The sequence below is a fragment of the Winogradskyella thalassocola genome (assembly GCF_900099995.1).
Lineage (GTDB): Bacteria > Bacteroidota > Bacteroidia > Flavobacteriales > Flavobacteriaceae > Winogradskyella > Winogradskyella thalassocola.
This window is the reverse complement of record NZ_FNCZ01000001.1, coordinates 1,470,332-1,493,254: the sequence shown is the minus strand read 5'-3', so window position 1 is coordinate 1,493,254 and position 22,923 is coordinate 1,470,332. Positions and strand designations below refer to the sequence as shown.

General features: G+C 32.7%; 19 protein-coding genes. 14 read left to right on the top strand and 5 right to left on the bottom strand.

Annotated features, from left to right (window positions below; all coding sequences use genetic code 11):
• Positions 1-3: 3 nt before the first annotated feature.
• A complete protein-coding gene (gene trkA / locus BLT80_RS06055; RefSeq protein WP_092466662.1) occupies positions 4-1,353 on the bottom strand; it encodes a Trk system potassium transporter TrkA in 1,350 nt (449 codons plus the stop codon).
• A gap of 241 nt (positions 1,354-1,594) precedes the next feature.
• On the opposite strand from trkA, the gene ubiE reads away from it, so the two are divergent.
• Both ubiE and porT read left to right on the top strand, forming a co-directional pair.
• On the top strand, positions 1,595-2,326 hold the full coding sequence (gene ubiE / locus BLT80_RS06050; protein WP_092466661.1) for a bifunctional demethylmenaquinone methyltransferase/2-methoxy-6-polyprenyl-1,4-benzoquinol methylase UbiE: 732 nt from the start codon (positions 1,595-1,597) through the stop codon (positions 2,324-2,326).
• Position 2,327: 1 nt separating this feature from the next.
• A complete protein-coding gene (gene porT, locus BLT80_RS06045) occupies positions 2,328-3,044 on the top strand; it encodes a type IX secretion/gliding motility protein PorT/SprT (RefSeq protein ID WP_092466660.1) in 717 nt (238 codons plus the stop codon).
• On the opposite strand, the gene BLT80_RS06040 is transcribed toward porT, so the two are convergent.
• Positions 3,031-3,765, bottom strand: coding sequence for a TrmH family RNA methyltransferase (locus BLT80_RS06040; protein ID WP_092466659.1), 735 nt, complete (start codon positions 3,763-3,765; stop codon positions 3,031-3,033). The two genes, porT and BLT80_RS06040, sit on opposite strands and share 14 nt — an antisense overlap.
• Before the next feature lie 238 nt (positions 3,766-4,003).
• Between BLT80_RS06040 and tamL the strand changes: the two genes are divergently transcribed.
• From tamL to accD, 3 genes are all read left to right on the top strand, one after another.
• Positions 4,004-6,514, top strand: coding sequence for a translocation and assembly module lipoprotein TamL (tamL, locus tag BLT80_RS06035; RefSeq protein WP_449488720.1), 2,511 nt, complete (start codon positions 4,004-4,006; stop codon positions 6,512-6,514).
• A gap of 159 nt (positions 6,515-6,673) precedes the next feature.
• Positions 6,674-7,741, top strand: a complete 1,068-nt coding sequence (fbaA, locus tag BLT80_RS06030; protein WP_092466657.1) for a class II fructose-bisphosphate aldolase — start codon at positions 6,674-6,676, stop codon at positions 7,739-7,741.
• 299 nt (positions 7,742-8,040) lie between these two features.
• Positions 8,041-8,898, top strand: coding sequence for an acetyl-CoA carboxylase, carboxyltransferase subunit beta (accD, locus tag BLT80_RS06025; RefSeq protein ID WP_092466656.1), 858 nt, complete (start codon positions 8,041-8,043; stop codon positions 8,896-8,898).
• A gap of 85 nt (positions 8,899-8,983) precedes the next feature.
• Here accD and BLT80_RS06020 read toward each other — a convergent pair whose 3' ends face one another.
• Positions 8,984-10,096, bottom strand: coding sequence for a sensor histidine kinase (locus tag BLT80_RS06020; protein ID WP_092466655.1), 1,113 nt, complete (start codon positions 10,094-10,096; stop codon positions 8,984-8,986).
• Between the two features lie 133 nt (positions 10,097-10,229).
• Positions 10,230-11,336 (bottom strand): sensor histidine kinase, encoded by a 1,107-nt coding sequence (locus BLT80_RS06015; protein WP_092466654.1) that lies wholly within the window; start codon positions 11,334-11,336, stop codon positions 10,230-10,232.
• A gap of 191 nt (positions 11,337-11,527) precedes the next feature.
• Here BLT80_RS06015 and rpsO point away from each other — a divergent pair, with 191 nt between their 5' ends.
• Positions 11,528-11,797: a 30S ribosomal protein S15 gene (rpsO, locus tag BLT80_RS06010; protein ID WP_092466653.1), complete on the top strand. Its 270-nt coding sequence runs from the start codon at positions 11,528-11,530 to the stop codon at positions 11,795-11,797.
• 192 nt (positions 11,798-11,989) lie between these two features.
• The gene (locus tag BLT80_RS06005) at positions 11,990-14,245 is read left to right on the top strand and encodes a polyribonucleotide nucleotidyltransferase (RefSeq protein WP_092466652.1); all 2,256 of its coding nucleotides are present in this window, start codon (positions 11,990-11,992) and stop codon (positions 14,243-14,245) included.
• A 233-nt stretch (positions 14,246-14,478) separates the two neighbouring features.
• On the opposite strand, the gene BLT80_RS06000 is transcribed toward BLT80_RS06005, so the two are convergent.
• Positions 14,479-15,480 carry a prolyl hydroxylase family protein gene (locus BLT80_RS06000; RefSeq protein ID WP_092466651.1) on the bottom strand — a complete coding sequence of 334 codons (1,002 nt, stop codon included), beginning with the start codon at positions 15,478-15,480 and terminating at the stop codon, positions 14,479-14,481.
• Positions 15,481-15,837: 357 nt separating this feature from the next.
• Between BLT80_RS06000 and BLT80_RS05995 the strand changes: the two genes are divergently transcribed.
• The 7 genes from BLT80_RS05995 to rpe all read left to right on the top strand — a co-directional run bounded on the left by BLT80_RS05995 (position 15,838) and on the right by rpe (position 22,886).
• Entirely contained in the window at positions 15,838-17,253 is a 1,416-nt protein-coding gene (locus BLT80_RS05995; protein ID WP_092466650.1) for a glycosyltransferase family 2 protein, read from the top strand.
• 294 nt (positions 17,254-17,547) lie between these two features.
• Positions 17,548-18,354, top strand: coding sequence for a pyrroline-5-carboxylate reductase (proC, locus tag BLT80_RS05990; protein WP_092466649.1), 807 nt, complete (start codon positions 17,548-17,550; stop codon positions 18,352-18,354).
• 6 nt (positions 18,355-18,360) lie between these two features.
• Positions 18,361-19,140 carry a glutamate 5-kinase gene (gene proB, locus BLT80_RS05985; RefSeq protein ID WP_092466648.1) on the top strand — a complete coding sequence of 260 codons (780 nt, stop codon included), beginning with the start codon at positions 18,361-18,363 and terminating at the stop codon, positions 19,138-19,140.
• Between the two features lie 103 nt (positions 19,141-19,243).
• Entirely contained in the window at positions 19,244-20,443 is a 1,200-nt protein-coding gene (locus BLT80_RS05980; protein WP_092466647.1) for a glutamate-5-semialdehyde dehydrogenase, read from the top strand.
• Between the two features lie 80 nt (positions 20,444-20,523).
• Positions 20,524-20,898: a hypothetical protein gene (locus tag BLT80_RS05975; RefSeq protein WP_092466646.1), complete on the top strand. Its 375-nt coding sequence runs from the start codon at positions 20,524-20,526 to the stop codon at positions 20,896-20,898.
• Between the two features lie 93 nt (positions 20,899-20,991).
• On the top strand, positions 20,992-21,855 hold the full coding sequence (locus BLT80_RS05970) for a sigma-70 family RNA polymerase sigma factor (protein ID WP_092466645.1): 864 nt from the start codon (positions 20,992-20,994) through the stop codon (positions 21,853-21,855).
• 368 nt (positions 21,856-22,223) lie between these two features.
• Complete coding sequence (rpe, locus tag BLT80_RS05965) at positions 22,224-22,886, top strand: ribulose-phosphate 3-epimerase (protein ID WP_092466644.1); 663 nt, start codon at positions 22,224-22,226, stop codon at positions 22,884-22,886.
• The last annotated feature ends 37 nt before the right edge of the window (positions 22,887-22,923 follow it).

Below are 22,923 nucleotides of genomic sequence, written 5' to 3'. Positions count from 1 at the left end.
CTATTAAGAGAAAAAACGTTCTACTTCAGAAATAGACCGTGGTAAACAACAAACCACAACGCGATCTCCAGGTTGAATTTTGAAACTTCCTAATGGTATTGATCCTTTTCCATCTCTAATCACACCACCAATAATAGCGGATTTTGGAAATTTTACATCCTTAATAACCTTATTTGTTATTTTAGATTTAGGTTTTACTACAAACTCTAAAAGCTCAGCATTCATGTTGGTTAACTTAGTCATGGCAACCACCTCTCCTTTTCTTATGTACCTAAAGATATTGTTTGCTGCTAGTAATTTTTTATTGATTAAAGTATCAATTCCAATAGATTGTGATAATTGATAATAATCCATATTTTCAACCAAGGCAATGGTTTTCTTTACGCCTTTCGATTTCGCTAACAGACAAGACATAATATTCGTTTCTGAATTACCTGTTACCGCAATAAAGGCATCCATATCCGAGATATTTTCTTCATCTAAAATATCCACATTTCTTCCATCACCACATATAACTAAAGCATTAGGAATATCTTCAGCTAACTCTTCAGCTTTTCCTCGCCTGTTCTCTACTAATTTAACATTAAATTTACTTGAGCATAAGTCCTTAGCCGTTTGGAAACCTATTTGGCTCCCACCAAGAATCATAACATTCCTAATAGCAACTTTAACCTTTCCTGATAGTTTAAATAACTCATCATCACCTCCTTTAGACGTCACAAAAACAACTTTATCTCCTTCTTTAAAAATGGTATCACCACGAGGAATAATAGTGTATTGTGTCCCTAAACGTTGAATTGCAATAGGAATAAAATTTAATTCAGGATAAATCTCCGCCGCTTCTTTCACCGTTTTGTCTACAAAAGTTGCTGTTCTCGACAAACGTAAACCTAACATGGTTAATGCTCCGTCTTCAAACTCATACGTATCATTAAAACCATATTGATTTAAAAGCAATTCAATTTCAGAAGCCGCTAAAGATTCTGGTGAAATTAATTCATCAATTCCAAATTTCGAAAACCCAACAGTTTCCTTATTATCAATGAACTCAGTATTAGAAATTCTAGCAATGGTACGCTTTGCACCCAATTGTTTTGCTAAAACACAAGCAGTAATATTTGTAGTTTCCGAAGAAGTTACAGCAATAAATAAAGCTGCTGTATCTATACGCGCATCTCTTAAAATTGAAATAGAAGTAGCATCTCCCTTTATAGTTCTAATATCCAAGTGTTCAGCAGCATATCCTAAACTATCTTTTTTTGTATCAATTAAAGTGATTTCTTGTGATTCGTAGGATAAAAGTTTCGCCAAATGAAATCCTACTTCACCTGCACCTGCGATTATTATTTTCATTATATTTCTTTGAAATAAGCGTACAAATATACTTATAAGTTACAAGTTATAAAGAGCCTATGGTGTATAAAGTTAATTACACGGGTAAAACGCATAAGTTCATGCTTCCACAGTAAATTAATCTTAAGAACCAAGAGTAATCTTTTTTAAATCATTACAAAATCATGAAACTTTATTTCAACTTTAAATACTTCCAACTTTAAGTACTTATAACTTATCCATATATTTGCGAAAAATTTTTATGGCTGAAAAAGTAAACCCATATAAGGACAGTGACCAATCTAAAAAGGATCAGGTCACTAAAATGTTCGATACTATTTCTAAAGAATATGATGGTTTAAATCGCGTAATTTCTTTCGGAATAGATGTAAAATGGAGAAATAAGGTTGTAGAAATGGTGGCCAAAACCAAACCTGAAAACATTTTAGACATCGCAACAGGAACAGGCGATTTAGCGATTAGTTTAACCTCTACAAACGCTAAAGAAATTATTGGTTTAGATATTAGCGATGGCATGCTAGAAGTTGGTCGTAAAAAAATTAGCTCTAAAAATTTAGACGGTATTATTTCTATGATTATTGGTGATTCTGAAGATTTACCTTTTGAAGACAATACCTTTGATGCCATAACAGTAGCTTTTGGCGTTCGTAATTTTGAACATCTTGAAAAAGGACTTGCAGAAATTTTAAGAGTATTAAAACCTAATGGTCTTTTTGTTATTCTTGAAACGTCTGTTCCTACAAACCCTATTTACAAAGCGGGTTACAACGTTCATTGCAAACTAATTATGCCGACTATAGGAAAACTCTTTTCTAAAGATAAAGTTGCTTATAGCTATCTAAGCGAATCAGCGTCCCTTTTTCCTTATGGTGAGGCTTTAAACAATATTTTAAGAAAAATTGGGTTTATTAATGTCATAGACCTACCACAAACCATGGGAGTGGCAACTATTTACTCAGCATCTAAAGCATAATATGAAGCATTTTTGTATAATTTTCGTATTTTTATTAGCGTTTCAAAGTTCTTCTGCACAACTTTTTACGAAAGAAAAAGTCGCAAACTCTGTAGATAACATTGATCAAAAGTTTTTGACTTGGGGTTATTTTATAGGCTTCAATCAATATGACTTTAATTTTGACTACAACGAAGATTTAAAAGATATTCTTGTTGATAAAACTTTTGGCTTTCATTTAGGTCTTATTGGAGACATGCGTATTAATGATTACATGAATTTGAGACTAGAGCCTGGAGTATTCTTTACCACCAGAAATTTAGTTTATGACGAAAGCTATTTTCAAGGCACAGAATTTAATGATTCTGATTTGCTTAGAGAAGTAAAATCGACATACGTACATATTCCACTTTTATTAAAAATATCAACAAAACGTATTAATAATTTTAAACCGTTTATTGTTGGTGGTATTTCTACAGCTTTAAACCTATCTAGTAATCAAGATAACCCAAACGACAATAGTTCTGGTGAGTTTAGAATGACAAAAAACACCTATTTCTACGAACTTGGTTTTGGGATTGACCTTTATTTACAATACTTCAAATTTACACCTTCTATTCGTGGCGTTTTCTCAATGAATGACGAAATTATTAAGGATGTTGATCCTAATAGCCCATGGACAGGCAATGTTTCAAAAATGCAAACCAGAGGTGTTTTTATAAATTTTACATTTCAATAGTCCGTCGTCTAAACTCACTTAAAAGAATTGCCGTTGCATTTGCTACATTTAAGCTTTCCGTTGCTTTAATCGTACCAAATTGAGGAATTGTTACTTTTCTATTCACTACCGTTTCAATAGCTTCAGAAATCCCATTGGCTTCATTGCCGAGAATTATAATTCCTTGCTCAGGTAAAGTTGCTGTGTAGATATTTTCACCTTCTAAAAATGTTCCAAATATAGCTGTTTTACTAGCCTCTAAATAGTCTTGTAAATCTACATATCGAACATTTACACGGGTTAAAGACCCCATCGTTGCTTGTACGACTTTAGAGTTATAGCAATCCACAGTATTTTGACTACATACTAAATCCTTAATACCATACCAGTCGCAAAGTCTAATAATGGTTCCTAAATTACCCGGATCTCTTACGTCATCTAAAGCTACAATTAAACCATTGTCTTGAGTGGGTATTTCTATTGGAATTTCAAAAATGGCTAAAGCTGTATTCGGATTTTTAAGTGCTGATATTTTTTTTAATTCGACTTCTGAAATTTCTGAAGTAAAATCCACTGAAGCATCAAAAATTGACTCCGTAGTATAGAGATGTTTCAAGATATAGTCCGACTTTAGAAATTCTGAAATTCCCTTAATCCCTTCGACAATAAACAAACCGTTTTGTTGTCTGCCTTTTTTTTGACTTAAACTTTTAATTAACTTTATTTGATTCTTTGATAACATTAAAATGTCTTTACATTTGTTGAATGAAACGCTTAATTATACAAAGTAAACCTATTTTGATTTAATAACGTTTCGAAATTAAAGTGACTATACTATTTCTAAAGAAGAAATGGTATTATTTTTGTTTTATTAATAGCATTAAAATAATTCATCAAATTTAACTTTGCAACATACCACTTTAACATCATTTACTAACTACAACTCCCTGTATCGCTACACATTGCTTTTGTTAAGCATAGTGATGCTAAGTTCTTGTAATGTTGTAAAGCGCGTTAAAGATGGAGAACATCTTATTATTAATAATTCAATTGTTGCAGACAGTGTTCATGTGTCTGACGAACGTATTAATAATATAATCTCGCAAAAGGTTAACTCTGGTATGCGACGTTTTTTTAGCACTCCTTTAAAACTTCACATTTATAACCTTGCCAGACCAAATATAGATTCTATTCTAAATGCCAATATTCTAAGCGACTCTACCAAGGTTAAACGAAGAATTGCGTTACTTTCTAAAAAGCAATTTAATAAGCAAATAGAATTGCGACGCAATTTTAATGCATGGCTAAAACGTACTGGTGAAGCTCCTGTCATTTACGATGAAGACAAAACTATAAAAACAGCAAAAAACCTTCGGAAGTACTATTATAGCAAAGGATGGTTTAATAATGAGGTCACTTATGATGTAGAAAAAGATAGTAATAAGTTAGCTAAAGTGACTTATAAGGTTACAAAAAAGAAACCCTATATTTTAGACTCTTTAAGACCTATTATTAGTAGCAGTGCCATAGATTCTGTGTATCCGAAATTCATTAGTTCTACATTACTAAAAAAAGGAGAACAGTTTGATGAGCAGAATTATGAAAATGAACGCGAGCGCATTAACACCTACTTAAGGAATACTGGTTTTTATCATTTTGGACAAGATTATATCCGTTTTGAAATGGATACCATTAGCACCAACCATAAAGTACACACGGATTTAATTATAGCAAATAGAACTATTAGAGGTGACGACTCTACAACAACGACTCCTTTTAAAATCTATAAAATTAAGGAAGTCAATATTTATACTGATGATAATTTTAACAATCGGTTTAAAGCTATATCAGACACGGCGACCTACAAGGGTATTAATCTGTACAGTAAAGAAAAGTTGAGGTTTAGACCTAAAGCACTTACCGATGCCGTTTTTATTAATAAAGGGGACAACTATAGTGACTTAGCACGAAGTAGAACATCACGTTACCTGAATGATTTACAAATGTTTCGCTATCCAAATATTGATTTTGTTGAAAACGAAACTGACACGACACTAATTGCGAATATATTTTTAGAGCCTAAAAAGAAATACAGCTTAAGTTTTGATCCTGAAATTAACACGAGTAATATTCAAACTATAGGATTTTCATTCAGTACAGGTTTAAAAATCAGAAATGTCTTTAGAGGTGCCGAAACTTTAGAGATTTCAGGAATTGCAGCAATTGGAGCATCCAAAACACGTAATGAATTAGAGTCTTCCTTTTTTGATATTAACGAATTTGGTGGAAATATACGTTTAACCATTCCAAGGTTATTCAGTCCATTTAACACGGATAAGATTATTCCAAAATATATGTCTCCAAGTACCATTATAAACTTATCTGCAACGAGCCAACAAAATATTGGACTAGATAAACAAGCCATATCTGGTGTGTTTAGTTACAATTGGTACCCTTCTAGTACAGTTACTAATAACCTAGAATTGTTTAACGTTAATTTTGTAAAAAACTTAAACACTAGTAATTATTTTGGGGTCTACACCAACTCTTTTTCTAGTCTAAATTCAATAGCTCAAGACATCAATTATATCGGAAGTGATGAAAGCTTATATGATTCTAGCCTATCAGATTCATATGCTCCTGCAGATGTTTTTATCAATGACGTTTTGGCTGGTAATACGAGTTTAACATCTAATGATGACGATTTTTTAACTGTTAATAATATTGAAGAACGAAAAGAACGACTAACGGAAAACAACCTTATATTTTCAACAAGTTTCGATTATAAAAAAGACAAAAGAAAAAACATATTTGATAACGACTTCTCTGTTTTTAAAATAAGATTTGAGTTAGCCGGAAATTTACTTTCTAGTATCTCAAGTATTGCAGGCACTTCCAAAAATGATGCTGGTAATTATGAAGTTTTTGGCGTTGCGTTCTCACAATATTTTAAAACAGAAATCGATTATGTGAAGTACGTTGATTTAGGCAGAAAAAACGTATTGGCTTTCCGAAGTTACGCCGGAATTGCAATTCCGTACGGAAACTCTAACAGTATTCCTTTTGCTGAAAGTTTCTTTGCAGGAGGGCCGAATGACAACAGAGCCTGGACCGCCTACAACTTAGGCCCAGGTAGTTCTAAAACCACTAACGAATTTAATGAAGCTAATTTTAAAATTCACCTGAGCGCAGAACAACGTTTTAGCTTATTTGGGGCGTTTCAAGGAGCTATTTTCGTAGATGCTGGTAACATTTGGAATGTTTTAGATAACGTTACTGAAGACGCAGCAACATTCACCAATTTCAACTCTTTAAAAGACATTGCGGTAGGTTCAGGTTTTGGTATCCGTTATGATTTTGACTTCTTTGTGCTTCGTTTTGATATTGGTTTAAAAACGTATGACCCATCGCAAAGCGATAATAACCGCTGGTTTAGAGAATACAACTTTAGAAATGCGGTTTATAACATTGGAATCAACTATCCGTTTTAAGCAAGCCATTAATAATTGTTAAGGCATTATATTCAATAAAACGTTGAGTATATTATTTGCCTTACACTACAACGTTTTCGACATTTAATAACTGTTTAGGCGTCATAAATATTGAAATTTTACGTATTTTTGATAACATAAAATTTCAATCCAAAAATTATGAGTCATAATATTAAACCTGGAGTTGCCACAGGAAAAGAAGTTCAGAATATTTTTAAACATGCTAAAGAAAAAGGCTATGCTTTACCAGCTGTAAATGTCATTGGCTCGAACACAATTAATGCTGTTTTAGAAACTGCAAAAGCATTAAATGCACCTGTTATAATTCAATTTTCTAATGGAGGAGCACAATTTAATGCAGGTAAAAGTTTAAGTAACGAAGATCAAAAAGCGGCTATCGCAGGTTCTATTGCAGGCGCTAAACATATTCATCTTATGGCGGAAGCTTATGGTGTACCTGTAATTTTACATACAGACCATTGTGCTAAAAAATTATTGCCTTGGATTGATGGTTTATTGGATGCAAGTGAACAACATTTTAAAGAAACAGGAAAATCTTTATACAGTTCTCACATGATTGATTTATCTGAAGAACCAATTGAAGAAAATATAGAAATCTGTAAAAAATATCTTGAGCGCATGAGCAAAATGGGTATGACATTAGAGATTGAATTAGGTATTACTGGTGGAGAAGAAGATGGTGTAGATAATACAGATGTCGATGATTCTAAACTATACACACAACCAGAAGAAGTAGCATATGCTTACGAAGAATTAAGCAAAGTAAGTGATCAATTTACAATCGCTGCTGCATTTGGTAATGTTCATGGAGTTTATAAGCCTGGTAACGTAAAATTAACGCCAAAAATCTTAAAGAACTCTCAAGAATTCTTATCTAAAAAACATAATTTACCTCATAATCACATTGATTTTGTTTTCCATGGTGGATCGGGTTCTACAGTAGAAGAAATTAGAGAAGCAATTGGTTATGGTGTTATTAAAATGAATATTGATACCGATATGCAATATGCATTTTTAAGTGGTGTTAGAGATTACGTCCAAGACAATAAAGACTACTTACAAACTCAAATTGGAAATCCTGATGGAGATGATGTACCAAACAAAAAGTACTATGATCCTCGCGTTTGGTTGCGTAAAGGTGAAGATGCTTTTGTAGAAAGACTTAAAAAAGCATTCGAAGATTTAAACAATGTAAACACATTATAAGTTTATTTTTGTAAATATTTATTGACCCATTAGAACTTGTAATCAGAGTTTTAATGGGTTTTTATTTGATTGATAAAACTCGAATATTGAGATACTTTTCTCTATTTTTGAGTTATGTTTAATAAAATAGTAATTTTGTACGCTTTTTAATAGCAAAATATAACTAACTAAAAATACCGATTAGAGATTAAAATCAATAATCGTAAACCTGTCCTAAGACTCTAATTAGTTAGAGCTTTTGCTGAACATAGCCAAAGCATCTAAGTAGTATTATCGAAGGATTAAAATCGTAACCTAATATGGCTTGGTTTAAAAGAAAAGATAAAGGTATTCATACCTCAACAGAAGAAAAAAAAGATACCCCTAAAGGACTTTGGTATAAATCACCAACAGGTAAAATAATAGATACTAAAGAACTTGAACAAAATTTTTATGTGAGTCCTGAGGATGGATACCATGTAAGAATTGGAAGTAATGAATATTTTCAAATTTTGTTTGATGATAATAAGTATACGGAATTAGATGCGAATTTAACATCTAAGGATCCACTTAAATTTGAAGACACTAAGAAATATCCAGAACGTTTAAAAGCTGCACAAGCCAAAACGAATCTTAAAGATGCGGTACGCACAGCTGTTGGTAAATCTAATGGACAAGATTTAGTTATTGCCTGTATGGATTTTGCCTTTATTGGAGGTTCTATGGGATCTGTTGTAGGTGAAAAAATAGCAAGAGCTGCAGACTATGCTATAAAGAAGAAAACACCTTTAATGATTATTAGCAAATCTGGTGGTGCACGTATGATGGAAGCCGCTTTATCTTTAATGCAATTGGCTAAAACGTCAGTGAAGTTAGCTCAGATGGCAGATGCTGGCATTCCTTATATTTCTTTATGTACAGACCCAACAACAGGTGGTACAACAGCATCTTTCGCTATGCTAGGAGATATTAATATTGCAGAACCTGGTGCATTAATTGGTTTTGCTGGTCCTAGAATTGTAAGAGATACTACAGGAAAAGAGTTACCAGAAGGATTTCAAACTTCTGAATTTTTATTAGAACATGGGTTCTTAGATTTTATTACACATCGTAAAGACCTTAAGAAACGTGTTAATTTATATATTGATTTAATAAAAAATCAACCTGTACGGGCTTAAATAGAAATAGAAGACGAAGAAAGAGGTGTAATAACCTCTTTTTTTTTGCTTTAATTTTTAATCTTGAAACAATACATTATCAAAGCTAAGCAGTATTTAAGCCACTTAAAAAGTAAACAGAAAAACAAGTGCCTTCATTAACTTTACTTTCTACTTCAATTTTACCACCTATACTTTCAATATGATTCTTAGTAATATACAAACCAACTCCTCTCGAGTCTGGATGTTTATGAAAAGTCCCATTTAATGTAAAAAGCTTATTATAATTAGATTTTAAATCAATACCTAAACCATTATCTTTAATCTTAAGCACGACGAACTCATCTATTAAGCTACTTGAAAGTTCAATAGTTGCCAATCTCTCCGCTGATTTATATTTTATTGAATTTGTAAGAAAGTTGAGAATAATACTATCAATATAAGCTTCAATTCCCATAATTGAAAATCCTCTATCGACCTTATTTATAATTTTACACTTTTCCCTTTTCGCAATAGCACTGACGTTATAAATTGAGTTTTCGATATACTTATGCAACGACAGCTTGTTTAAAATATTAAATTTTTTAGGCTTGTCTAATCTCATTAAATTAAGATGATTTATTGTTTCATCGAGATTAGTCAAAGACCCCTTTAACATTTTATAATTTTCACTAGATTTTAAAGTGCCTTCAAATTCTTCTTCAAGAAATTCAGTAATCGAAAATAAATTACCAACATGCGTTCTAATATCGTGAGTAGCAATATGCGCGAAATCTTTTAATTTTTCATTTTGACCTTTAATAACATTCATTAAAAACTCCAAATGCCATGTTGCGGATTTTTGAGTCGATATATCTGTTATTTGAGCAATAAAATAGATAGGTTCATTAGCTTCATCTCTAACTAACGAAACGGATAATAGCGCCCAAACGACATAACCATTCTTATGAAAATACCTTTTCTCTATTTGATAGTTCTCAATCTCCCCATCAATTAATTGCTTCATATATGCTAAGTCCAATTCTAGGTCATCACGATGCGTAATATCTCTGAAATTGAGCTGATACAATTCCGCTTCCTCATACCCTAATAAGTCTATAATACTTTTATTAACCTTAATCCATACTCCTTCAGGACTCACAATAGAAATCCCTCCATTTGCATTATCAAAAATATTTTGAAATACTTTGTTTTTTAAGCGATCGAGATTTTTCGGCATGAAATAGCGTTGAGTATTGAATAACAAATTTAGATTATACTATAAATTAGTTTTAACTCAATAGATTATTATGTTATCATAAAAGCTAAAATTTCACAACGTATTAATTCAAACAGCATTAAATAAAATGAATCTAAGGTTTCTTAAAATAAATGGTAAATTCTGTTCCTATATCTACTTCACTCTTCACCTCTACTTTTCCTCCTAAAGATTCAATATGATTCTTAGTTATAAACAGTCCAATACCAATCGCATCTTCATTACAATGAAAGGTGTTATACATCTGAAATAGTTTGTCTCCAAATTTTTCTAAGTCAATTCCCAACCCGTTATCCTTAATTTTGAGGACTACATAATCATTCTGAAATACAGAACTTAACTCTATGATAGGTTTTCTTTTTTCAGATTTATATTTTATTGCATTAGTAATAAAATTAAGAATTATACTATCTAAATACGCTGGTATGGCTTTTACACATATAGTTTCATCTATGAGATTATATATGATAGCTTCAGCATTTTGCGCTAATGCAATAATATTGTAAGTGGCTTTTTCGGTATAATCATATAAATTGAGCACTTCCATCTTAGAATCCTCAATTTCTCTAATCTTGGCAACTTCTGTCAAATGCGATACCGTTTCTTGTAGGTTGTCGATGGCTCTTTTTAGTAATTGATAATTCTCATTATCTTTCAAGTTAGAATAATCTTCCTCTAAAAACTCGGTTAAAGACGTTAAGTTACCCGAATGTGATCTTAAATTATGAGTAACAATATTAGCAAACGATGTTAATCTTTCGTTTTGTTCTTTCGCCACACTAAGCATGGTTTTTAACTTATCCTCACTTTTTTTACGATTGGTAATATCTGTAAACTGCCATATCATATGTGGCCTTCCTTCCTTGAAATAGACTAAAGACACTGAGATTAACATCCAAAGGATAGAGCCATCCTTATGAAAATAACGTTGCTTTACACGGTATTTATCAATGTTACCATCAATAAGATTTTCAAATTTTTCTTCGTGAACACCAAGATCTTGGGCATAGACAATATTATGAATGTCCATATTAAAGAGTTCCCATCGTGTATATCCAAAAATATCGCAGACACTCTCATTAACTTTTAACCAATTCCCATTTAAATTCACAATAGCAATACCATTATAAGTATTGTTAAACGTGCGCTCTAAAACATCGTAAGCATTAGAGAAATTCCGCAAATGATTTGAAACTTTCATACATATCGTTTAATAAGGATTAATCAATTGAAAGCTATTTTGTTATTAGGGAAATCTTAGTTAGGACATAATTATACTCTTTAGGATATCAAAAAGTTACGAAAAAAATCCCAAATCACAAAAAAGTAGTATATTTGCCGCTCGAAAGAGAGGCTTTCGTGTACATAAAAATCATTTACAACAATATTAGCATGTATTTAGATCAAAAAGGTAAAGAGGAAATCTTTACAAAACATGGTGGTAATGCAAAGAATACTGGTTCTGCAGAAGGACAGATTGCATTATTTACGGCAAGAATTAATCACTTAACAGAGCACTTAAAGAAAAATCGTAAAGATTTTAACACTGAGCGTTCATTAGTAAAGTTAGTAGGTAAAAGAAGAAGCTTATTAGATTACTTAACTAAGAAAGATATCTTAAGATATCGTGCGATAGTTAAAGAATTAGGATTAAGAAAATAATCTCAATATAAAGGCCACGCATTTAGCGTGGCTTTTTGTTTTTATACAACTCAAACGTAAGAGTAAAACAATCGTAGAAAAAATAGCAGAAAAATCCTAAAATGATTTTAGGATTCGCGGTTTTTCATTGGTCACCAACAACAACTACACAACAACACAACGACCATTGTTTAATTTAGAATTAAAAAATTTATGATTCCAAAAGTTTTTAGAGAGGTCATAGACCTTGGTGATGGTAGAGAAATTTCTATCGAAACCGGAAAATTAGCAAAACAAGCGCATGGTAGCGTTGTTGTGCAATCAGGAAAATGTATGTTGTTATGTACAGTTGTTTCCAATTACGAGCAAAAAGACCTTAACTTTTTACCATTAACGGTAGATTATAGAGAAAAATTTGCTGCTGCTGGTCGTTACCCAGGTGGTTTCTTCAAAAGAGAAGCAAGACCTAGTGATGGAGAAGTATTAACAATGCGTTTAGTGGACAGAGTTTTACGTCCGTTATTCCCAAAAGATTATCATTCTGAAACTCAGGTGATGATTCAGTTAATGTCTCATGATCCAGAAGTTATGCCAGATGCTATGGCAGGATTAGCGGCTTCTGCTGCAATTCAATTATCAGATTTCCCTTTTGAATGTGCTATCTCTGAAGCTAGAGTTGGCCGTGTAAACGGAGAATTTGTAATCAACCCTACACCAGCACAAATGGAAGAGTCTGACTTGGACATGATGATTGGTGCTTCTGCAGATTCTGTAATGATGGTAGAAGGTGAAATGGATGAGATTTCTGAAGAAGAAATGGCTGACGCTATTAAGTTTGCACACGAAGCGATTAAAGTACAATGTGCGGCTCAATTAAGATTAGCAGAAGCATTTGGAAAGAAAGCTGTACGTGAGTACGAACCAGAAAGAGAAGATTTAGATTTAGAGAAGAAAGTACATGACATGGCATACGATAAAGTATATGCTATTGCAAAAGCTGGATCTGCTAAACATGAAAGAAGTGCTGCATTTCAGCAAATAAAAGAAGACATTAAAGCAACATTTTCTGAAGAAGAATTAGCAGATTATGGTGGTTTAGTTTCAGATTATTACAGAAAAGCTGAAAAAGCTGCGATTAGAGATTTAACCTTAAATGAAGGGTTACGTTTAGATGGTCGTAAGACTGACGAAATTAGACCAATCTGGTGTGAAGTAGATTACTTACCATCAACTCATGGTTCTGCAGTTTTTACACGTGGAGAAACTCAAGCGCTTGCAACAGTAACCTTAGGGACTTCTAGAGATGCAAACCAAATAGATATGCCATCTCAAGAAGGTGAAGAGCGTTTCTATTTACATTATAACTTTCCTCCTTTCTGTACAGGAGAAGCTAGACCAATCCGTGGAACATCTCGTAGAGAAGTAGGACATGGTAACTTAGCACAACGTGCATTAAAAGGAATGATTCCTGCAGATTGTCCTTACACAGTACGTGTTGTATCTGAAGTTTTAGAATCTAACGGTTCTTCTTCTATGGCAACAGTCTGTTCTGGTACAATGGCGTTAATGGATGCTGGAGTTCAAATGACAAAACCAGTTTCTGGTATTGCAATGGGATTAATTTCTGATGCAAACTCTGGAAAGTACGCTGTATTATCTGATATTTTAGGGGATGAAGATCACTTAGGAGATATGGATTTCAAAGTTACAGGTACTGCAGATGGTATCACAGCTTGTCAAATGGATATCAAAGTAAAAGGTTTGTCTTACGAGATTTTAGTAAATGCTTTACAACAAGCACGTGCTGGCCGTTTACATATCTTAGAGAAATTGACAGATACAATTGCTAAACCTAATGCTGATGTTAAAGAACACGCACCTACAATGGTGACAAGACGTGTTCCTAACGAATTTATTGGAGCCTTAATTGGACCTGGTGGAAAAGTTATTCAGGAAATGCAAAAAGAAACTGAGACGACTATCGTTATAAACGAAGATCCAGTTACTGAAGAAGGTATTGTTGAAATCTTAGGTGTAGGTAAAAAAGGCATTGATGCTGTAATGGCAAAAATTGATGCTATTTTATTTAAGCCTACTGTTGGTAGCGTATACGAAGTAAAAGTTATCAAAATGTTAGATTTTGGTGCGGTTGTGGAGTATTTGGATGCACCAGGAAACGAAGTATTATTGCACGTATCTGAGTTAGCTTGGGAACGTACAGAAAATGTATCTGATGTTGTAAACATGGGTGACGTTTTTGATGTAAAGTATTTTGGTCTAGATCCAAGAACACGTAAAGAGAAAGTATCTCGTAAAGCATTGTTACCAAAACCAGAAGGTTATGTAGCAAGACCACCAAGAGATGATAAACGCCCTAGTGGACGTGATAATAATAGAGGAAGAGATAATCGTGGACGTGATAACAGACGTGATGATCGTAAGCCTAGAGAAGATAAAAAAGAGGATTAATTATTCCATCTTTTTAATTGATAAAACCGTCATAGTGTATTCTATGACGGTTTTTTTTTATAACATTATATTAAAAAATGTATGACGCCAAATCATAGCCTCGATTGTATAAAAGGAGTTTAGGGTAAAAAATACTGAAACATTGGATTAATCCATCGATCTATTTTACCTTCTGTTTTATTCTTTTATTTGAAATAACACATTTTTAATAATTGTATATGTTAAGTAAGAAATTAATTTTTTATCCAAATATTACAGGCATACTTCTCCCCATTTAGTATTGGAGACCCTTGATGATAAGATTGAGGTATAACACTGTTGTCTTCATTTAAGTTTTGAAATATAAGTAGCCTTCCCACTTTTGGAGTTACACTAAAGTTTACTTCAGAAAAATACGTTTCACCTCCTAAAAAGCCTTCGTTTAAGTACAAAAGGCACGTTAATTTTCTTTTTATAACAAGGGCATCAAAATGAGGTTTAAACTCTTCAAATTTATAATACCTTACACATTGTAAGCTTTCAATCTTATCAATATTACACCCTAAAAGAACAGCAATTTTCTCCTTTAAAGCAGAAACAATTGGTATAGTCTGCTGGGTTTCTATCATTGCCGAGCTACTTGTTCTATGGTCTGATACTTTTGTTCCAGAACCTCCAGCTACTCTACTTCGTTGAAATGATTTATTTTCTTCATAAAAATCGATAATCTGTTTACAATCTTTTTCAGAAATAAAATCATCTATTATTTTTATGCTTTTTAGATACTTTTTATCTTTCTCTTGTTCCTTCTTATATTCTTCTAAGAGTTTTTTAGAAGGATTATATGTTGCTTCTTCTTTAAGAATAATAATTGCCCCTTTTAAAAGGTTCTGAAATTCGTCTGCAGAAATGGTATAATCCTTTTTGTCGTGTTCAAAAATTAAAATTTTTTCTTTGTCAATTTTTAGCACAGCATAAATAAAAGTTTGATTTTCTGTAGTTCTTACGAGTAAACAAGGAGTAATAATATCTTCGTGATTATCTATTTCAGAATCAATTTGAAAAATTAATAAGTCTGAAAAAAAACTATTTAAAAGATCCGGAAGTTTCGAATAATCAAAAATACCATCTGTTTTTTTTAGCGCGTCTCTTATACTCGACCTAGCAATTTTAAAACCACTAGCCTCAATGAATCTTTTCAAGGTTAAATAGTAGGAATGAATCATTAAATCGAATAGAGAATGTTTAGAAGACATAGATTAAAATTTTGGTAAAAAAAAGCAACTATTTCACATCACTTTTAATTTAATTTTTCAGAGATAAACGTAAAAGTAATCAATCTGACCGAAACTTATAGTGATGTTAATTTCAATCACAGTATTCAATTTTTAATTTAACTCGTAATAGAAACCCTAAATGAAAACGTCCATTTAGGGTTTCTTTGTTTTCAATTTTACGCTAAAACATTCTCAATCAATTCATTTTTAAATCAGAAGCTATTTCAAAGTACTATTAAAGTTAATTCTTACAATGTTAAATAAAAACTAAAAACAATCTAAACACAAAAAGCCAACGTACATCTATTTTAATCAGTCAAACCACAAACAACATATATGGCCACAAAAACAACACCCTCAAAAAATAGAACTAAAAAACTATCAAACCAGTTAAATTTATTTCTCAATAGTAAATCAAAAACAGACAACCCAAATAATAAAATTGTTTTATTCAGTTCGTTTTTACTTCTCGTCTTAGGGGTATATTTCCTTTCTGTTTTTTACGGTGATTTTGAACAATTTAATGCTAACAAAATGAGTACCACACTTGGGTATAGCTTTATAGTGTTAGCAACAACTCTTTTAGCCTTTAAGGTTTTATTCTTTATTTATAAAGCGTATAATTATTTTAAATACAAGCCTATCGCTTCTGTTTCGGACAACGAATTGCCAACGGTTACGGTTATTGTGCCTGCTTATAACGAAGGAAAACAAGTTTGGGACACCTTAATGAGTTTAGACAATAGCAACTATCCAAAACATAAAATTCAGATTATTTCTATTGATGATGGCAGCAAGGACGATACTTGGGATTGGATGCTTGATGCCAAAACGAAATTAGGAGATCGTTTAGAGATCTATCAGCAACCGGAAAACCAAGGGAAACGTCACGCACTTTATCGTGGATTTAATTTAGGTACAGGTGATATTTATGTCACAGTAGATAGTGACTCGATCGTTACTGAAGATACACTTAGAAACTTAGTTAGTCCTTTTATTAAAGACGAAAACTGTGGAGCAGTTGCAGGAAATATTAGAGTTCTAAACAATAAAAAGGAAATGCTTCCTAAAATGTTAGATGTAAGCTTTGTTATGAGTTTTGAGTTTGTGCGTTCTGCAGAAAGTAATTTAAATTCTGTTTTGTGTACACCAGGAGCATTAGCGGCTTATAGAAGTACTGCTGTTCATCAGTGTTTACCTCAATGGATTAATCAAACGTTCATGGGAAAACCTTCTGATATCGGTGAAGACAGAGCCATGACGAATATGATTTTAAAACAAGGTAAGCACGTATTATTTCAAAAGAATGCAGTAGCATATACCAACGTACCAGAGCAATACATGGGCTTATATAAAATGTTTATCCGTTGGGGAAGAAGTAACGTGAGAGAGAATTTGGAAATGGCGAAATACGTATTTACAAATTTCAGAACCAAAGGTAAGTCTGGAACTAGAATCTTATTTATAAGTCAATTTATAAAAATACTAATGAGCTATCCTTTATTAATATCCATGTTATTCTTTGTTTTAGTACATCCTTTATTGTTTTTAGGTTCTACTTTAGTTAGTATTTTAGTCGCTTCTACTTTTTCTGTTATATTTTTCACCAGTCAGTACAAGACTACTCAAGGTTTTTGGGCATACTCTTATAGTATCTTATTTACATTCGCTTTATTTTGGATTACCCCATACGCGATTGCAACAGCAAGTAGAAGAGGTTGGTTGACACGTGAACTAGTTGAGGTAAAATAAAAAAAACTTTACGCAAAAAATTATAAGCCTACAAAATTTAAAATTTTGTAGGCTTTTTCTATTTGATTCTCCATTTTGTCACCGACAGTCTGTCACAATTACCAATATCCATTTTTTTATAATTATGATATCACAAGTAATCACCTTCTAAACTTTTCAATCCCTTAAGGAATGACACAAAAGTTTTAGGATATCAAAATTCTCTAAATCATAATTTCATTTTGGCACTATCGCATAGTAATTGCGGCTATTAGAGTAACTGACATTGATGTCAGTAAACTTATTAAATAAATTATGAGAGTATTAGTAATTGGAGCAGGAAACATGGGGTTAACATATGCTGAAGGTATGGCAGAGTCGCCACTTCTTAGTAAGCATAACCTAAGAATTTATGATACTGATCCAAAAAAAATAGAAAGTTTAAGTAAAGATTCAAGGTTTAACGTTTTTGACAACTTGGATGACTGTTTACCGAAAGCAGATATTGTATTTATTGCTGTAAAACCATATCACAGTGATGGCTTATTTGAAACGATGAAACCGATGATTAACGGTGATCAAATCTTTGTATCCTTAATGGCTGGTGTGACTATCGCAACCATTAAGCAAAAGTTGGAAGCTGAAAAAGTCATCCGTACAATGCCTAATCTACCAGCGCAAGTTGGTAAGGGTGTTACATCCTATACTGAATCTGAAGAAGTTTCTAAAGTCGAAATGTTAATGGTCAGAAATCTATTAGACACTACAGGAACATCAATACACGTAAATACGGAAAAATTCATTGATGCTTCCACAGGGATTTCTGGAAGTGGGCCTGCTTACGTGTTTTATTTTATGCAATCAATGTTAGAGGCTGCACAAAAAATGGGGTTTTCAGATTACGACTCTAAAATTTTAGTAAGTAGTACGTTTGAAGGAGCTATAGAACTCTTCAATCAAAATAGTATATCTCCAAAATCTTGGATAGAGAAAGTGGCATCAAAAGGAGGGACAACCCAAGCTGCCATAGACTCTATGGATGATAATAATGTAAAACAACTCATTCAAGATGCTGCATATGCGGCTTTTGATCGTGCTGTTGAATTAGGTAAAGAGAAATAAAAATTTATGGATAAAGAGATAAAACGTGTGGTCGTAAAAGTAGGCACCAACGTATTAACAAATAAAGATAATAGAATTTTAGGTCCAGTGCTTCGAGAATTGGTAAGACAAATCGCTGTCCTCTATGAAGAAAACATTATGGTTATCTTGGTTTCATCTGGTTCTGCAATGGCAGGCATGGAAATTTTAGGAGAAACTAGTATTAAAGATAAGTCTATAAGAAGGCAAGTCTATTCTGCTGTAGGTCAGCCACGAATGATGAGACACTATTATAGTCTTTTTCACGATTACGGAATGCGATGCGCACAAGTATTAGCAACAAAACGAGATTTTGATATCGGTAAACACCGCGAAAACATGATTAATTGTTACGAAGGTTTACTTGCTGAAGGTGTCATTCCAATCGCTAATGAAGACGATGCTGTGTCGCTTACAATGTCAATGTTTTCAGACAATGATGAGTTAGCTAGTTTGGTAGCAGAACTTATTGATGCAGATCGTTTGATTATTCTATCGGATACAGACGGACTTTATGATGGTAACCCGGACGATGATGATTCAAGGCTTCTGAATACGGTAATCACCAATCAGAATGTTGAAAAATACGTTCAAGATTCTAATAAAAAAGAAGGAGAAGGACGAGGTGGTATGGCTTCAAAATTAAAAATTGCGAAAGGCACAGCCAATAAAAATATTCCTACGTATATCGCTAATGGTAAAAAAGCAAATGTAATTGTGGATATCATTAATAATAAAGAAGTAGGAACTAAATTTATTTGTGCCTAGCGGGCTTAAATAGTACTAAATAAAACAAGCATGCTAAAAGCTTAATCATCTTAATAGTTGACTAATAGCAGACAGCATGCGATAGTTTATAAAATTAAAATACATGAAACTTTTAAATACAGAAATTAAAAATAAGGTCTTAAAATCAATGCTTCAAATTTTAGAGCGCGAACGAAACGCTATTATCGAAGCGAATAAAAAAGATTTGAATGCCTTTGAAAAAGAAGATCAAGCGTTATACGATCGTTTAATTGTGAATAATAAAAAGGTAGATGAAATGATTGCTGCTGTAGAAGCTGTGATGCTTCAAGACGATCCGGTTGGAAAAGAAATAACCAACAGAACTTTAAAAAACAATTTAAACATTGTTAATACCACTGCACCTTTCGGGACCATTCTAATTATTTATGAATCACGACCAGATGTTACCATCGAAGCTGCTGTTTTAGCATTTAAAGCCAATAATAAGATTTTATTAAAAGGAGGAAAAGAAGCCTTAAACAGTAATCTTATTTTAGAAAAATGTTGGCACGAAGCTTTAGAGGACAACGGATTATCAAAAGACTGGATTAAACTTCTACATTTGAAACGTGAAGAAACTCAAGAATTTCTTAAAAATCCAACTGAACCTTTAGATTTAATTGTCCCTCGTGGTGGTGAGCGCCTAATCAATTTTGTAAAAACTCATGCCACATGTGCTGTCTTAGTTAGTGGCCGTGGCAATAACTTTTTATATGTATCAGAACATGCCGATTGGAGTAAAGCTGTAAATGTGATTATTAATGCAAAAACAGATAAGATATCTGGATGCAATGCTCTTGACAAAGTACTTATCAATAAGAATTTACCACAATATGAAATCAAGCTGAAAATGCTTCAAGAAAAATTGGAACAACATAAAGTTGAAATTCTAGTTGATAATAAAGTATCTCATATTTTACCTCAAAAAGAAATGATATCCAATCGTGATATTTGGTATGAAGAATTTTTAGCTTTAAAACTACTCATTGGGGAAGTAGAATCCTTGGATGAAGCGATTGATACGATTAATAAATACTCTGGAAAACACTCTGCCTCAATTATAACAGAAGATAAAGCTGAGGCTATGAACTTTATGCATAATGTAGATAGTGCTGCTGTTTATCATAATGCGTCTACCAGATTCACAGACGGAGGTCAAATGGGTGTGGGTGCTGAACTAGCTATTAGTACAGATAAATTACATCATCGTGGCCCTTTAGGTTTAAACCAGTTAGTTACTAACAAATATTATGTTTACGGAGATGGCCAGGTTCGTGTTTAAAATTAATATAACACCTACCAATATCAAGATTCACACCTGATAATTAGGATTTTACATAAAAATTTCGTATACTATAGGTTATGATTACACAAGACAAAATTAAATACGCGGAAGAATTAAGCAATTCAATATCTTATCTTGAAAATTTAGGTTACTCTAACATTAAAGCCGACTTAGAAGGCTATGAGAGTCCTAAATCATATCATAAAAAAGGGAGTGATGTAGACGTAACTCCAGATATTGTTGCAGAAAAAGAAGGACGGAAACATATATTTGACTTAAGTTTAAAGTCTGAAAAACCAAGATTATTAAAATCAAAATGGTTATTTTTAAACACCTTAAGTCAGATAAAGTCTTACCGTTTTAGGCTCATAACCATGAGAGGTCATTATAAATTTACCAATGAAACTGTAGGTGCCATAAATCTTGAAACGGTAAAACTGCTAAAGATTTAAAAAAAATCATTAGTATTGTGTAACATTTTATTGCATTAGTACGTATAATAAAAGCAACATGTTGTTGTTAAATTGCACAAATCTTAAATATAAATGAGACAGCTTAAAATTACCAAGCAGGTTACCAACAGGGAAACTGCATCATTAGATAAATATTTACAGGAAATTGGTAAGGTAGATCTTATTACAGCTGACGAAGAGGTAGAATTAGCTCAACGCATAAAAGCTGGAGATCAACTTGCTTTAGAGAAGTTAACGAAAGCTAACCTACGTTTTGTGGTTTCTGTTGCTAAGCAGTACCAAAACCAAGGTTTAACATTACCCGATTTAATTAACGAAGGTAATTTAGGGTTAATAAAAGCCGCACAACGTTTTGATGAAACACGTGGTTTTAAATTTATTTCTTATGCTGTTTGGTGGATTCGTCAATCGATACTTCAAGCTTTAGCTGAACAATCTCGTATTGTACGTTTACCATTAAATAAAATTGGTTCTATTAATAAAATCAATAAGACGTTTGCCTTTTTAGAGCAAAGCCATGAGCGACCACCTTCTGCGGAAGAAATCGCAAAAGAATTAGACATGACTATTAACGATGTTAAAGAGTCAATGAAAAATTCTGGTCGTCACGTAAGTATGGATGCCCCTTTAGTTGAGGGTGAAGATTCAAATTTATATGATGTATTACGTAGTGGAGAGTCACCAAATCCGGATAGAGATTTATTACATGAATCTTTAAGAACCGAGATTGAACGTGCTTTAGAAACGTTAACACCACGTGAAGCAGATGTAATTCGTTTGTATTTTGGTTTAGCTAGTCAACATCCAATGACACTTGAAGAAATTGGAGAAACTTTTGATTTAACACGTGAACGCGTAAGACAGATAAAAGAAAAAGCTATTAGACGTTTAAAGCATACGTCTAGAAGTAAAATATTAAAGACATATTTAGGTTAGTAATTTGTATATTTAACGACCAACCTAATAAAGGTAACAACAGTTACAAACATAACTGTTCGTTTTTTGATTGATGAAAGAACCCACGGCTGATTACCGTGGGTTCACTTTTTTATAATATCATAGCTTCCATCACATCCAAGCCTTCCCCAAACGAATACACTCAACTTATAGATATATATTGCGACCCTTATGTTTTTCATGAATTTTTAGAGCGGTCCATCTATTTCATACCACATAGTTGATATCTCTGAGCTCTTATCACCCGTCTCCTGCCTATTGCCTCATAATCTCCATTCCTTATGCAAAAGCGCAAAAAAATCTTTACATTTTAAGTACCTTTGCACAAACTAAAAAGACAACACGAAATGGCTTCAAAATTAATTGCTCCATCAATGCTAGCTGCCGATTTTGGCAATCTTCAACGCGATACCGAAATGGTTAACAATAGTGATGCAGATTGGTTTCATATTGATGTTATGGACGGACACTTTGTACCGAACATATCTTATGGTATGCCCGTAATTGCCGCAATAAAAAAACACGCCACAAAGCCATTAGATGTTCACTTAATGATAGAAAAACCAGAACGCTATATTGAAGAATTCGCGAAAGTTGGTGCAGATATTATTACGGTACATTATGAATCTACTGTTCATTTACACAGAACTTTAAGGCAAATTAAAGATGCAGGTTGTAAAGCGGGTATTGTTCTTAATATTACGACGCCACTAGTTGTTTTAGAAGACATATTACCAGAGTGCTATATGATACTATTAATGTCTATAAACCCTGGATTTGGTGGACAAAAATTTGAAGATATCACTTATAAACGTGTAAAAAACCTTCGCAAAATGATAAACGAGCAAGGTTTAGATACACGCATCGAAATAGACGGCGGTGTTACTGATAAAAATATCCAAAAACTAGTTAAAGCTGGGGCTGATGCCTTTGTTGCTGGTAGTCATATTTTTAAAAGTGATAACCCAACCGCAACTATTAAAACCTTAAAGGATTTAGCTAATTCTTAAGAGCGAAGTAATCAGAATCGCAAAATTACAATTCAAT